This window comes from Mycobacterium sp. AZCC_0083, assembly GCF_014202335.1.
GTDB lineage: Bacteria > Actinomycetota > Actinomycetes > Mycobacteriales > Mycobacteriaceae > Mycobacterium.
The window spans coordinates 121058-134651 of sequence record NZ_JACHGP010000001.1; the positions used below are offsets into that span (position 1 = coordinate 121058).

18 protein-coding genes are annotated in these 13594 nt (G+C 68.5%); 6 read left to right on the forward strand and 12 right to left on the reverse strand.

The window, feature by feature from the left end; genetic code table 11:
- Positions 1-3: 3 nt before the first annotated feature.
- Positions 4-597 carry a TIGR02234 family membrane protein gene (locus tag HNP02_RS00555; RefSeq protein WP_184432994.1) on the reverse strand — a complete coding sequence of 198 codons (594 nt, stop codon included), beginning with the start codon at positions 595-597 and terminating at the stop codon, positions 4-6.
- Complete coding sequence (locus HNP02_RS00560) at positions 594-2123, reverse strand: anthranilate synthase component I (RefSeq protein WP_184432997.1); 1530 nt, start codon at positions 2121-2123, stop codon at positions 594-596. The genes HNP02_RS00555 and HNP02_RS00560 overlap by 4 nt, the downstream gene beginning before the upstream one ends.
- Before the next feature lie 50 nt (positions 2124-2173).
- Between HNP02_RS00560 and HNP02_RS00565 the strand changes: the two genes are divergently transcribed.
- From HNP02_RS00565 to HNP02_RS00575, 3 genes are all read left to right on the forward strand, one after another.
- Positions 2174-2638 (forward strand): peroxiredoxin, encoded by a 465-nt coding sequence (locus HNP02_RS00565; protein ID WP_184433000.1) that lies wholly within the window; start codon positions 2174-2176, stop codon positions 2636-2638.
- A gap of 8 nt (positions 2639-2646) precedes the next feature.
- Positions 2647-3444, forward strand: coding sequence for an ABC transporter ATP-binding protein (locus tag HNP02_RS00570; protein ID WP_184433003.1), 798 nt, complete (start codon positions 2647-2649; stop codon positions 3442-3444).
- A 168-nt stretch (positions 3445-3612) separates the two neighbouring features.
- A complete protein-coding gene (locus HNP02_RS00575) occupies positions 3613-3933 on the forward strand; it encodes a hypothetical protein (RefSeq protein ID WP_184433006.1) in 321 nt (106 codons plus the stop codon).
- 18 nt (positions 3934-3951) lie between these two features.
- On the opposite strand, the gene hisI is transcribed toward HNP02_RS00575, so the two are convergent.
- From hisI to hisD, 8 genes are read right to left on the reverse strand one after another with little or no spacing between them, the layout of a single operon-like run.
- Entirely contained in the window at positions 3952-4299 is a 348-nt protein-coding gene (gene hisI, locus HNP02_RS00580; protein ID WP_184433009.1) for a phosphoribosyl-AMP cyclohydrolase, read from the reverse strand.
- A gap of 28 nt (positions 4300-4327) precedes the next feature.
- Complete coding sequence (gene hisF / locus HNP02_RS00585) at positions 4328-5113, reverse strand: imidazole glycerol phosphate synthase subunit HisF (protein ID WP_184433012.1); 786 nt, start codon at positions 5111-5113, stop codon at positions 4328-4330.
- Positions 5110-5928: an inositol monophosphatase gene (locus HNP02_RS00590; RefSeq protein ID WP_184433016.1), complete on the reverse strand. Its 819-nt coding sequence runs from the start codon at positions 5926-5928 to the stop codon at positions 5110-5112. Before HNP02_RS00590 ends, hisF begins: the two co-directional genes overlap by 4 nt.
- 6 nt (positions 5929-5934) lie before the next feature.
- Entirely contained in the window at positions 5935-6678 is a 744-nt protein-coding gene (gene priA / locus HNP02_RS00595) for a bifunctional 1-(5-phosphoribosyl)-5-((5-phosphoribosylamino)methylideneamino)imidazole-4-carboxamide isomerase/phosphoribosylanthranilate isomerase PriA (protein ID WP_184433019.1), read from the reverse strand.
- Complete coding sequence (hisH, locus tag HNP02_RS00600; protein ID WP_184433022.1) at positions 6678-7298, reverse strand: imidazole glycerol phosphate synthase subunit HisH; 621 nt, start codon at positions 7296-7298, stop codon at positions 6678-6680. The genes priA and hisH overlap by 1 nt, the downstream gene beginning before the upstream one ends.
- On the reverse strand, positions 7295-7903 hold the full coding sequence (gene hisB / locus HNP02_RS00605) for an imidazoleglycerol-phosphate dehydratase HisB (protein WP_375373624.1): 609 nt from the start codon (positions 7901-7903) through the stop codon (positions 7295-7297). The genes hisH and hisB overlap by 4 nt, the downstream gene beginning before the upstream one ends.
- Positions 7900-9039, reverse strand: coding sequence for a histidinol-phosphate transaminase (locus tag HNP02_RS00610; protein ID WP_375373625.1), 1140 nt, complete (start codon positions 9037-9039; stop codon positions 7900-7902). Before HNP02_RS00610 ends, hisB begins: the two co-directional genes overlap by 4 nt.
- Positions 9036-10349, reverse strand: coding sequence for a histidinol dehydrogenase (gene hisD, locus HNP02_RS00615; protein WP_184434843.1), 1314 nt, complete (start codon positions 10347-10349; stop codon positions 9036-9038). The genes HNP02_RS00610 and hisD overlap by 4 nt, the downstream gene beginning before the upstream one ends.
- Before the next feature lie 96 nt (positions 10350-10445).
- On the opposite strand from hisD, the gene HNP02_RS00620 reads away from it, so the two are divergent.
- Complete coding sequence (locus tag HNP02_RS00620; protein ID WP_184433037.1) at positions 10446-10871, forward strand: nitroreductase family deazaflavin-dependent oxidoreductase; 426 nt, start codon at positions 10446-10448, stop codon at positions 10869-10871.
- A gap of 48 nt (positions 10872-10919) precedes the next feature.
- Positions 10920-11555: a LysE family transporter gene (locus HNP02_RS00625; protein WP_184433040.1), complete on the forward strand. Its 636-nt coding sequence runs from the start codon at positions 10920-10922 to the stop codon at positions 11553-11555.
- Here the strand turns inward: HNP02_RS00625 and HNP02_RS00630 are convergent.
- Positions 11552-11704, reverse strand: a complete 153-nt coding sequence (locus tag HNP02_RS00630; RefSeq protein WP_184435113.1) for a hypothetical protein — start codon at positions 11702-11704, stop codon at positions 11552-11554. The two genes, HNP02_RS00625 and HNP02_RS00630, sit on opposite strands and share 4 nt — an antisense overlap.
- Before the next feature lie 222 nt (positions 11705-11926).
- On the reverse strand, positions 11927-12952 hold the full coding sequence (locus HNP02_RS00635; protein WP_184433043.1) for a zinc-binding dehydrogenase: 1026 nt from the start codon (positions 12950-12952) through the stop codon (positions 11927-11929).
- Positions 12953-13017: 65 nt separating this feature from the next.
- Between HNP02_RS00635 and HNP02_RS00640 the strand changes: the two genes are divergently transcribed.
- A complete protein-coding gene (locus HNP02_RS00640) occupies positions 13018-13590 on the forward strand; it encodes a TetR/AcrR family transcriptional regulator (RefSeq protein ID WP_184433046.1) in 573 nt (190 codons plus the stop codon).
- Positions 13591-13594: the final 4 nt, after the last annotated feature.

Genomic DNA, 13594 nt, shown 5'->3' on the forward strand with positions numbered 1-13594 from the left:
TTGTCACCGACCCTCGTTGTCCGTGGACGTCGGGTCACGGCCCTCGTCGAGGGCATCCCAGATCATCCGTTCCGACATTCCGTCGCCGTTTTCGTCCCGCTGCGCCGCAGCACGCCTCGCCGCTGGTGCGACGTACTTCCCGGCGTCCGATTTCGGCGCCGCGGCCGCCCGCAACAGCAGCACCGCACCGGCCAACGTCAGCGCCGCGGCGACCAGGGTGAGCACGGCGCCCCAGTGCTGCCGCTGCGTGCCGACCAGCGCGACGACGGGCACCTGCGCCAGGTCGGCCGCACGCACCGCGACGTCGCGAATCACCCACAACCCGATGCCCAGGTACCCCATGCCTGCGCTGGCAGCGGCGACGAGCATCGCTAGCAGGCGCAGCGGCCAGCCGCGCACCGCCAGCGCGGCGATGGCGGCGGCCAGCACGAGCAGCGCCAGCGGCACCAGCGCCGTCGACCAGGCCGCACCCGACAACGTCGCGGTCTTCGGCTGACCAAGGCCGTCGGAGGACGACACCACGACCCACGTCATCCGCGAACCGACCCACAGCGCGAGCGCGGCGAGCACCAGCAGCAGCTGGGCGATGCGTGTCATGGCCCCTTCAGCGTTTCGGCGGCGGCGATGGCGTTGAGCACCGCGCGGGCCTTGTTGGCGGCCTCGTTGTACTCGTAGGGGCCATTGGAGTCGGCCACTACGCCGCCGCCGGCCTGCACGTAGGCCGTGCCGTTGCGCATCAGCGCGGTGCGGATTGCGATCGCGAAGTCGGCGTTGCCTGCGAAGTCGAGGTAGCCGAGTACCCCGCCGTAGAGGCCGCGCCGCGTCTTCTCGACTTCCTCGATGAGCTCCATCGCCCGCACCTTCGGCGCCCCCGAAAGGGTGCCCGCCGGGAAGCAGGCGGTGACGGCGTCGAGTGCCGTCATGCCCTCGGCCAGGTGCCCGGTCACCGTCGAGACCAGATGCATGACGTGGCTGTAGCGCTCGATGTGGCTGTAGTCCTCCACCCGCACCGTGCCGGGCACGCAGACCCGGCCAAGGTCGTTGCGGCCGAGGTCGACCAGCATCAGATGCTCGGCGCGTTCCTTGTCGTCGGACAGCAGCTCCTTTTCGAGCAGCACGTCCTCCTCCTCGGTTGCACCGCGCCAGCGCGTCCCGGCGATCGGATGCGTGGTGGCCTTGCCGTCCTGCACGGTCACCAACGCCTCCGGGCTGGACCCGACGATCGAGAAGTCAAGTTCGCCAGCGGCATTCGGCACGTTGAGCAGATACATGTAGGGGCTGGGATTGGTCACCCGCAGCATCCGATAGACATCAAGTGGATCAGCGGGGGTCGTCATTTCAAACCGCTGAGAAGGCACCACCTGGAACGCCTCCCCCGCCTCGATGTCGCCGACCAGCTTGTCGACGATCGCGGTGTACTCCTCGACGGTGCGCTGCTGCCGGTGCACCGGCTGGGGGCGGCCGAAGGTGGCGACCGTGGATCCGAGCGGTTCGCCGAGCGCGGCCGTCATGACGTCGAGGCGGCCGACGGCGTCGTCGTAGGCCCAGTCCACCCGCTCGTCGGTGCCGTTCCAGTTCACCGCGTTGGCGATCAGCGTGATGGTGCCCTCGTGATGGTCGACGGCAGCGACGTCGGTGGCCAACAGCAGCAGCATGTCGGGCAGTTGGAGGTCGTCGAGGGCCAGCTCGGGCAGCCGCTCCAGGCGCCGCACCATGTCGTAGGCGAAGAACCCGACCAGACCACTGGACAGCGGCGGCAGGCCGGGCAACGCCGCGGTCTCCAGCAGGTCCAGCGTGGCGCGCAGCGCCTGCAGCGGGTCCCCGCCGCTTGGCGCGTCCTGCGGCGTGACGCCCAACCAGACCGCCTCGCCGTCCCGAACCGTCAGCGCCGAGGGCGCCCCCGCCCCGATGAACGACCATCGCGACCACGACCGGCCGTTCTCCGCGGACTCCAGCAGGAACGTGCCGGGTCGGTTGGCGGCCAGCTTGCGGTAGGCCGACAGCGGTGTCTCGCTGTCGGCGAGCACCTTGCGAGTCACCGGCACCACGCGATGCTCGGCGGCCAGCGCCTGGAAGTCCTCACGCGAGGTGGTGATGGCGAGGTCGGCGGAACGTACTTGCACGGGGCAATCCTCCCAGACCGCTCTTTGGCTACCGGCGTAGCGTGACTCCAATGAAGCGTGGCGACCAGGTAGCCGAGTTCGAACTGCCCGACCAGACAGGCACCGTGCGGAGCCTGACGAGCCTTCTCGCAGACGGACCGATCGTGCTGTTCTTCTATCCGGCGGCCATGACTCCCGGATGCACCAAGGAGGCCTGCCACTTCCGCGACCTCGCCGGCGAGTTCGCCGCCGTCGGCACCGGCCGCGTCGGGATCAGCGCCGATGCCGTCGCCAAGCAGGCCAAGTTCGCCGACATGCAAAAGTTCGACTATCCGCTGCTGTCCGACACCGAGGGCGTCGTCGCGACCCAGTTCGGGGTCAAGCGTGGACTGCTCGGCAAGCTGATGCCCGTCAAGCGCACCACGTTCGTCATCGACACCGATCGCACGGTGCTCGAGGTCATCGCCAGCGAGTTCAGCATGGACACCCACGCCGACAAGGCGTTGGAGGTGCTGCGCCAACGTCAGTCGGCGTAGGAGGCATCGTGACCACCGTGCTGGAACTGGCGGACGTGACGTTCCGCAGGGACGGTAAGCAAATCATCGACGGCATCTCGCTGACCGTCAACGCGGGCGAACACTGGGCGCTGCTCGGCCCCAACGGGGCGGGCAAGAGCACCCTGCTGGGTTTCTGTGCCGCCGTGACCTTTCCGTCGTCGGGCACCGTCAGGGTGCTCGGCGAGCAGATGGGACGCGTCGACCTGGCCCGCCTGCGCCACTCCATCGGGCACGTGAATCCCCGCCACCGGCTTCAGTATTCGCTCACGGTGCGCGAGGTCGTACTGACCGGAATCACCGCGACGATCGACATCCCGATGCGCTGGACACCCAGCCAGGGCGAGCTGGACCGCGCCGACGCGATGATCGAGTCGGTCGGACTCCCGCACAAGGCCGACGCCCACTGGCCGACGCTGTCGCAGGGCGAACGCGGCCGCAGTCTCATTGCCAGAGCACTGGTTTCGGAGCCGCGGCTGCTGCTGCTCGACGAGCCGACCACCGGGCTGGACGTGGCAGCGCGCGAGCAGTTGCTCGAGACGATGGACTCGCTCGACGACACCCACCCCGACGTGGCATCGATTCTGGTCACCCATCACCTCGAGGAACTCCCGACCACCACGACGCATGCGCTCCTCATTGCCGAGGGTCGCACCGTCGCCTCCGGGCCTGCCCGTGAAGTCGTCACCACCGACAACGTCACGGCGGCGTTCGCCCACCCCGTTCAGGTCGGTTACGACGAGGGCCGGTGGACGGCGCGAGCCAAGGCGACCCGCATCGACGTCTAGTCCTACCGACGGTGCCCGCTGGTCGGACGGCGACCACCGCCACGAGTGCTGCAGGGCCGCCGCCCGCCCTGCAGCTCACAACACGGTCTGCAACCGAGTGAACTGAACGTGACAAGCCGGTGAATCCCGGGCAGCCTTGGCGCAATGTCGGCTGCCTAACGTGTGCGGATGCTGACGCCCCGCCACGTAGACGAGATCGACTGGGACTCCGAAGGCGTTCATGCTGATCTGCAGCAGGCCGAGTACTACCAGAGCATGCTCGATGACCTGCGAGCAAGAGCCGACGACGAGTTGGCCCACCACCGCGCTTCACTGGCAAAGCGCGAGCAGAAGGCCGATCTATACGGCATCAAGCGTCTGCACCGGATCATTCGGGCAAAGGAAACCGAACTCGCGACGATCGACGTGCTGACCGATGCGCTCAGCGCCAGATTTCCGACGTCGCAGACCTATCGACCGGACTGTGACAGTACGGGTACCAGAATTTAGCCACGGATGTGCGCAACACTAGCTTTCTGGCGCGAGCAACTGGTCCGCGTCGAAACAGGTGCGGTCGCCGGTGTGGCAGGCGGCTCCCACCTGGTCCACTTCGAGAAGCACGGTGTCGCCGTCGCAGTCGAGACGTACCGAGTGCACGTGCTGCGTGTGTCCCGACGTCTCGCCCTTGACCCAGTACTGGTTGCGGGAGCGCGAGAAGTAGGTGCCCTTGCGGGTTTCCAGCGTGCGGGCCAGCGCCTCGTCGTCCATCCACGCCACCATCAGCACCTGACCGCTGGTGCGGTCCTGTGCCACCGCGACGAACAAGCCGTTCGGATCGCGCTTCAGCCTGGCCGCGATGCTTGGGTCCAGAGTCACGATCGTTCGTTCTTCGCGGAAGCGCTCATCACCGCACCACGATCCCTTCCGCGGCCATCGCCGCCTTGACCTCGCCGATGGTGAGTTCGCCGAAGTGGAACACGCTGGCGGCCAGCACCGCATCGGCACCCGCCTCGACCGCTGGCGCGAAATGACCCACCACGCCTGCACCGCCGCTGGCGATGACGGGGACGGTGACCGCCGCGCGAACCGCCCGCAGCATGTCGAGGTCGAATCCCGCCTTGGTGCCGTCGGCGTCCATCGAGTTCAGCAGGATCTCGCCGACGCCCAATTCAGCTCCGCGGGTTGCCCATTCGACGGCGTCGATGCCCGTGCCGCGACGGCCGCCGTGGGTGGTGACCTCCCAGCCCGACGGCGTCGGCGCCGAGCCCGCGGGAACAGTCCTGGCGTCGACGGAGAGCACGATGCACTGCGAGCCGAACTGACGCGACAACTCGTCCAGCAGCTCCGGACGGGCGATGGCGGCGGTGTTCACCGACACCTTGTCCGCACCGGCCCGCAGCAGGGTGTCCACGTCGGCGATCGACCGCACGCCGCCACCGACGGTGAGCGGGATGAAGACCTGTTCGGCGGTGCGGCGCACCACGTCGAGCATGGTGGCCCGGCCCGACGACGATGCGGTGACGTCGAGGAACGTCAGCTCGTCGGCGCCCTCGGCGTCGTAGACCGCGGCGAGTTCGACCGGATCGCCTGCGTCACGCAGATTCTCGAAGTTGACCCCCTTGACCACCCGGCCGTCGTCGACGTCCAGGCAGGGAATCACGCGGACTGCGACACCCTCGTGGTGGTTCACCGGTAGTCCTCCGGCGCTCCGACCGCCGTGACGATCTCCAAGATCTCGGCGTGCACGTTCGGCACGCCCGCGAGCGCCGAGCGTGACGACGGGGTCCACGGCTCGCCTGCGAGGTCGGTCACGATGCCGCCTGCCGCCCTGACCAGTGCAACGCCTGCCGCGTGGTCCCAGATGTGGTGACCGAAGCTGATCGCGCCACCGAGCACTCCACCTGCGGCATAGGCCATGTCGACGCCGGTGGCACCGTGCATCCTCATACGAGAACACTTGCGGCTCAACCGTTCCAGCGTGGAGAGCCGGTAGCGGCCGGGGAACTCGCCGCGCGAGTCGATGTTGAACGTGCCGATGCCCACGATGGAGTCGCAGAGCTCGGCGTCCTTCAGGGGTGGCTGCTCCACGCCGTTGACGTAGAGCGGCCCTCCCATCGCCGCGGTGTATCGCTGATCGGTGAACGGCAGCCAGGTCAGGCCTGCCACCGGCTCGCCGTCGCGCAGCAGACCCAGCAGGATGGCCGCGGTCGGCAGCCCCGCGGCGTAGTTGAACGTGCCGTCGATCGGATCGAGCACCCACACCAGATGTGAGTCGATCGGGGCGCCGCCGAATTCCTCACCGTGCACGCCGATCCCGGTGGCCTCTTCGAGCGCGGCGACGACCTGCCGCTCGATCGCCAGGTCGACCTCGGTGGCGAAGTCGTTGCCCTTCTTGGCGACCGCCGACTCGGCGCGGTGTCCGGTAATGAACGGCTTGGCGGCCTCGTCGAGGATCGCCGAGGCGGTGGCGACCAGCGCGTCTAGGTCGGATTCGTCCAGCGCCATCGCGATCTACCGACTGACCGCTGCAAGCGCCTGCGGCAGCGTAAACCGACCGGCGTAGAGGGCCTTGCCCACGATCGCGCCCTCCACGCCATGCCCAGCAAGGGTGGCGATGGCCTGAAGGTCCTCGATGCTGGACACTCCGCCCGAGGCGATGATGGGAGCAGCGGTGTGTTCGGCGACGCGCGTGAGCAGCTCCAGATTGGGGCCGTTCAACGTGCCGTCCTTGGTCACGTCGGTGACGACGTAGCGCGAACACCCTTCGCCGTTGAGCCGGTCCAGCACGGGCCACAGGTCGCCACCATCGGTCTCCCAGCCGCGGCCGCGCAGCTGGTGCTCACCGTCAACGATCTTGACGTCGAGTCCCACGGCGACCTTCTCGCCGTGCTCGGCGATCACGCGGCGACACCACTGTGGATTCTCCAGCGCGGCCGTGCCCAGGTTGACCCGCGCGCAACCGGTGGCCAGCGCCGCCGACAGGGTGTTGTCGTCACGGATGCCGCCGGATAGTTCGACGCTGACGTCGAGCCTTCCGATCACCTCGGCCAGCAATTCGAGGTTGGTCCCGCGACCGAAGGCTGCGTCGAGGTCGACCAGGTGGATCCACTCGGCGCCGTCGGTCTGCCAGCCCAATGCGGCGTCCAACGCTGAGCCGTAGTCGGTTTCGCTGCCAGCCACACCCTGTACGAGGCGTACGGCCTTGCCTTCGACGACGTCGACGGCTGGCAGAAGTATCAGTGGAACGTTGGTCACTAGAGCCCCTCGACCCAATTGCTCAGCAGCGCCGCGCCGGCGTCACCGCTCTTCTCCGGATGAAACTGCGTGGCGGACAACGCACCGTCCTCGACGGCCGCCAGGAACGGTACGTGGTGCGTCGCCCAGGTGAGCAGGGCGTCGGGATCGCCCTCCCACTGCTGCGCGGCGTAGGAGTGCACGAAGTAGAACCGGGTGTCGGCGTCCAGCCCCTTGAACAGCGCACTCCCCGGTGCGGCGGCCACGACGTTCCAACCCATGTGCGGAATCACCGGCGCATCGAGTCGCACGACGGACCCGGGCCACTGCGCGCAACCCTGCGTCTCCACCCCGAACTCGACGCCGCGGGCGAACAGGATCTGCATGCCTACACAGATGCCGAGTACGGGCCTTCCCGCCGCCAGCCGGTCGGCGACGATCTTCTCACCGCCGACACCCCGCAGACCCTTCATGCACGCCTCGTAGGCGCCAACCCCTGGCACCACCAGACCATCGGCGTTCGCCGCCGCGGCGGGATCCGAGGTGACCTCGACCGTCGCCCCGACCCGTTCCAGCGCACGCTGCGCCGACCGTAGGTTGCCCGACCCGTAATCGAGGACCACCACGGACTTCACTGTCACAGCGTGCCTTTGGTGGACGGCACCCCGGTAACCCGGGGATCGGGCTCGACGGCCTGGCGCAGAGCGCGCGCGACCGCCTTGTACTGGGCCTCGGTGATGTGGTGTGGGTCGCGGCCGTACAGGGTGCGCACGTGCAGCCCGATCCGCGCGTTCATCGCAAGCGACTCGAAGACGTGCCTGTTGATCACGGTGTGGTACGGCACCGCGCTGCCCGCAATCGTGCTGTGCAGCATGTGATCCGGCTCGCCGGTATGCACACAGTAGGGCCGTCCCGACACGTCGACGGAGGCATGCGCCAACGTCTCGTCCATGGGGATGAACGCATCGCCGAAGCGGCGGATGCCCTTCTTGTCGCCGAGCGCCTGACCCAGCGCCTGGCCAAGCACGATCGCGGTGTCCTCCACGGTGTGGTGTGCCTCGATCTCGACGTCACCCTTGGCGTGCACGGTCAGGTCGAAGCTCGCGTGGCTGCCAAGCGCCGTCAGCATGTGGTCGAAGAACGGCACGCCGGTGCTGATGTCGACCTGGCCGGTGCCGTCCAGATCGAGTTCGACGACGATGTCGGATTCCTTGGTCTTGCGTTCGACGCGGGCGCGGCGGGTCACGATGCTCCTCTTGCACTACTTGGGACTGTGGCGAGTTCGGTGGCGGCGAGGCGAGCGCTGGCATCGAGCAGGACGTCGTTCTCGTCGGCCAGGCCCGTGGTGGCGCGCAGGTACCGAGGCACGCCGACGTCGCGGATCAGCACACCCGCTTCGAGGTAGCGCTGCCAGGTTGCGGGCGCGTCGGTGAACTCGCCGAACAGGATGAAGTTGGCGTCGCTGGGGATGACGCGAAACCCCATGCCCGCCAGCGCCTCCGACACCCGGTTGCGTTCGGCGATCAGCGTGGCGACGCTGCCGAGGGTGTCATCGGCATGGCGAAGGGCGGCCCGCGCCGCGGCCTGGGTGACCGAGGAGAGGTGGTAGGGCAACCGCACCAACAGCATCGCGTCGATGACGGCGGGGTCGGCGACGAGGTACCCGAGCCGGCCGCCCGCGAACGCGAAGGCCTTGCTCATGGTCCTCGTCACGATGAGCTTGGCGGGGTACTCGGCGAGCAGCCGCACCGCGCTGGGTTGTGACGAGAACTCGCCGTACGCCTCGTCGAGTATCACGATGCCCGGCGCGACGTCGAGCACCGCGCCCAGCTCCTCGAGCGAAACGCTCTGCCCCGACGGGTTGTTCGGGCTGGCGACGAACACCACGTCGGGCCTGCGCTCGGCGACCGCAGCCACGGCGGCGTCGACGTCGAGGCCGAAGTCGCTTGCGCGCTTGCCTTCCACCCACTCGGTCTGGGTGCCGTCGGAGATGATCGGGTGCATCGAATAGGACGGCACGAACCCGATGGCAGTGCGGCCGGGGCCGCCGAACGCCTGCAGCAACTGCTGCAGGATCTCGTTGGAACCGTTTGCCGCCCAGACGTTCTCGGTGCCAACCGGCACGCCGACCTGAACGCTCAGGTAGGCGGCGAGATCGGCCCGCAGTGCCACCGCGTCGCGGTCGGGGTAGCGGTGCAGATCGGATGCGGCGTCGCGGACCGACGCGGTGACGTCGTCGATGAGCGCCTGGGTCGGCGGGTGCGGATTCTCGTTCGTGTTGAGCCGCACCGGAACCGAGAGCTGGGGTGCACCGTAGGGCGACTTGCCGCGCAGGTTGTCCCGCAGTGGCAGGTCTTCCAGAGAGATCCTGCGAGCGGTCACGATTCGAACCTACGGCGGACCGCTTCACCGTGCGCAGGCAGGTTCTCCGCCTGCGCCAGGGTGATCACGTAGCCGGACACGTCCTTGAGTGCCGCCTCGGTGTAGTCCACGACGTGGATGCCGCGCAGGAACGTCTGCACCGACAACCCGCCGGAGTGGCGGGCACACCCGGCGGTGGGCAGCACGTGATTGCTGCCCGCGCAGTAGTCACCGAGGCTGACCGGGGACCAGGCCCCGACGAAGATCGCACCGGCCGAACGGATCCGATTCGCCACGGCAGGCGCGTCGACCGTCTGGATCTCGAGGTGTTCTGCGGCGTACGCGTTGACGGTCCTGACGCCGGCATCGACGTCGTCGACGAGCACGATCGCCGACTGGCGTCCGGTCAGCGCCGCAGTCACCCGCTCACGATGCACGGTGGTCAGCAGCTGCTTGGCGACCTCGGCGTCGGTGGCGTCGGCCACGCGCTCACTGGTGGTGACGAGCACGCTGGCGGCCATCTCGTCATGCTCGGCCTGACTGATCAGGTCGGCGGCGACGTGCGCCGGATCGGCGGAGTGGTCGGCCAGGATCGCGATCTCGGTGGGACCCGCCTCGGCGTCGATGCCCACCTGGGAACGGCAGATGCGCTTCGCGGCGGTGACGTAGATGTTGCCGGGTCCGGTGATCATGTCGACGGGAGCGAGCTCGGCTCCGTCGGTGTCGGTGCCGCCGTAGGCCAGCAGCGCCACACCCTGCGCGCCGCCGACGGCCCACACCTCGTCGACGCCCAACAGCGCCGCCGCGGCCAGGATGGTCGGGTGCGGCAGTCCAGCGAAGTCGGCCTGCGGCGGGCTGGCGATCACCAGCGACTCCACCCCTGCCGTCTGTGCGGGCACGACGTTCATCACGACGCTCGACGGGTAGACGGCGTTGCCGCCGGGCACGTAGAGACCCACGCGTTCGACGGGCACCCAGCGTTCGGTGACCGTGGCGCCGGGCGCCAGCGTGGTGGTGGTGTCGGTGCGCCGTTGGTCGGCGTGCACGGCGCGGCTGCGCTCGATCGCCACTTCGAGGGCCACCCGCACTGCGGGCTCGAGGTCGGCGAGCGCCTCGGCCAGGCGTTCGACGGGCACCCGCACGGTTTCGGGGCGCACCCGATCGAACGATTCGCCGTATTCGAGGGCCGCGACGGCGCCGCGCTCGACGACGGCGTCCACGATCGGCTTGACCTTCGGCAGGACGCTGTCGACGTCAACGCCACCACGCGGCAGGACCGCACGCAGCCGCGCCGCGGACAGCGCCTCGCCCCGCAGGTCGATGCGGGTCATCTTCGGAGCCGCCCCCGCGGTGACGTCCGAACCAGGCGACGAGGTAATCACAGGGCTATTGTCCCAGAGCAGCACAAATCGAATACGGGAGCCGTCATGTCACCGTCAACGTCACGAGAAGACCACCCCAACAACGCGCCCGGCGCGCCCATGCTGATGCCGGTGTGGCTCGAGCGTTTCCAGATCAAGTACGTCAACCCACTGCTGCGCCCGCTGTCGAAGCGGGCGCCAGGATTCGCCGTGATCAAGCACCGAGGCCGCACGTCGGGCAAGGAGTTCGAGACGATCGTCACCGCCTACCGCAAGGACGGCCTGGTGGCGATCGGGCTGATGCACGGCAAGACCAACTGGGTCAAGAACGTGCTGGCCGCCGGTGAGGCCGACATCCACGTGGCCCGCAAGGACCTCCACCTGGTGAATCCGCGTGTGCTGCCCGCAGGCACCGTCGACCCCACGTTGCCCCGGATTCCGCAGATGCTCGCCAAGCGGCAGGGCACGTTCGTCGCCGACATATCGAGCTGAGTCATATCCGGTTGAGCGCACGCGCCACCGCCTGCGACACTTCATGACGTGGAGTGGACCGTGTGGCTGGCGTTCGTCGGAGCGGCGATTCTGATCGCCCTATCCCCTGGTGCTGGTGCGATCCAGTCGATGGCGACCGGCCTGAGCCACGGCGTGCGCCGCGGCTATTGGAGCATCCTCGGCCTCGAGATCGGGCTGATGCTGCAGCTGACCCTCGTCGCCGTGGGATTGGGCGCCATCGTCACCGGTTCGATCGTCGTGTTCAACGTCATCAAGTGGGTCGGGGTGGCATACCTGCTGTATCTCGCGGTGCGGCAATGGCGGACGGCGACCAGGGACCTTCGCGAGCAAATGGACACCTCGACCAACGGTGGCCGCACCGCGTTGGTCGCTCGTGGATTCTTGGTCAACGCCACCAACCCGAAGGGTCTGGTGTTCTTCCTGGCGGTGTTGCCGCAGTTCGTGGTGCCGACCGCGCCGCTGCTCCCGCAGTATCTGGCGATCGGCGCGACGATGGTGGCCGTCGACATGGTGGTGATGGGGCTGTACACCGGGTTGTCCGTGCGACTGTTGCGCTGGATGCACACGCCGCGACGGCAGACGGTGGTCAACCGCGTCTTCTCCGGACTGTTCGGGACGGCCGCGTTGGTCCTGTCGCTGGTGCGTCGCGCCGCGACGGTCTAGGCCAGCGTCGGCAGGATCACCGCCGACGGGCGCGAGGCGTCGTGGTAGACCGTCTGATCGGCGGGGCGGAGAACGGTTGCCGTTGCGTGCGATTCGCCGGTGCCGGGGTTACGCGCGTAGCGCGGAAACGCGCCGCTGGAGACTTGCACCCTGATGCGCCGTACGGCGATCGATACAAGGCGGTGGGCAACGTGGTGGACGACGACGCGTCCCTGGCGCGCGGCGCCCACCTGTCGGCCAGCAGCACTGTCCCGTCCGGCATCGGTACCCGAAGATCGCGCTGGACGACGACGTCGCGGGTGATCGGCGGCGATGCCTCGAGTACGCGTTCGATGAGGTGGCTGATCGGGTTCACCGCACCACGCTACGTGTTAGTCGCGGGTGAACACCGTCTTGCTCGTCATGGTCGGCCAGACCTCGGCCGCGTCGTCCCACGGCACCACCCGGTCCACGGCAGGCGCGAGATCGCAACCCGCGCTGATTGATTCGAGGATGCCGGGAATGACGGTGCGGGCGTTCACCCTGCCGGTGACGAACCGCACTCCCCTGGTGTACATCGCGAGCAGCGGCAGCTCGACCGGTTGGACGAAGAGGCCGGTGTCGGTGCTGACGCCATCGGGCCAGGTGGCGCGCAGCGTCGCGGTCAGCAGCTCCGGCTCTGCCGAGGTGTGCACCGTGACGGGGTACGGCTCCCACGACCGATCGGGTTTCGGTCGGTCGTGGACGGTCGCCCCGAGTTTCTCGGCCGCGGCCAGGCGCTGTGAATCGGTGTCGACGTAGTCGACGCGCGCACCCATCGCCGAGGCGAATGCCGCAGCGTAGAGGCCGATCGAACGCCGCCCAACGATCAACACCCTTCGCTCGCCGGGATCGAGGCCCGCCAGCTCCGACTGGTACGGCCCGACGGTGCGCCAGCCGTCGGGAATGTTGTCGGACAGCGAAGCCACCGTCACGGGGTCGACGCCGCCGGGAAGCGGGATCAGCATCGAGTCGGCGTAGGGCACCGACACCAGATCGGCGAGGAAACCGCCGCCGTCGAGCCCGGCGATGGGCGCCATCCCGTACATCGCCATCAACGGCAGCGACGCGCAGGAGCCCGTCACGCCACGCCGACAGGCCGAGCATGTTCCGCAGTTGATCTGGAACGGCACGATGACCCGGTCCCCGACCTTCACCGACGTGACGTCGTCGCCAACGGCGACCACCTCGCCCACCCCCTCGTGCCCGACGGCGTGGCCGGGCGCCATCGGCAGTAGCCCCTCCGAGACCGCGACGTCGAGATCGCAGCAGGCCACCGCCACCGGTCGGACCAGCGCCTGCTTGGGCGTCGAGATCTCCAGGTCGGGTACCTCGCGCCACGCGTACTCGCCGGGAGCTTCGAACATCAACTGCCGCATGGTGGCGACCCTTCTTTAGAGAGCGTTCAAGTATTGTTGAGTGATCTTTCTAGTATTGTCAAGACGTGCCCCGCCCCGATCGCAGCCGCGTCGCGCTCATCGAGAGCGCGGCGACCCTGTTCCGCCGACAGGGCTACGCGGCGACCGGCATCAACCAGATCCTGGCGTCCGCCGACGTCAAGGCAGGCTCGCTCTACCACCACTTCCCGGACGGCAAGGCCGAACTCGCGGCGGCCGTGGTCGACCGTGCCGGCGGCGACATCACGCGACTGCTGCGCTCGGTCCTCGCCTCCGAACGTCCGGCCGCCGACATCGTCGCGTCGTGGATCGACATCCTGATCGCCGGCCTGGACGGCGACCCCCGTGACGGCTGCCCGATCGAACCCATCGCCACCGAATCCGTGCACGCCAGCGCGCCGGTGCGCGCCGCAGCGGCAGGGGCGTTCGCAGGCTGGTGCACCGCCGTCGCCGACCGGCTGATCAGGGACGGCTGGTCCGACGACGAAGCCGGGCAGACCGCACAGGCGGTGATCGCGCTCATCGAAGGGGCGCTGATCCTGTCGCGCATCGCGGGCGATCGGTCAGCGCTGGACGCCGCCAAGGTCGGCGCGCGCACTCTGCTGAACGCGCGAAACTAAGGTT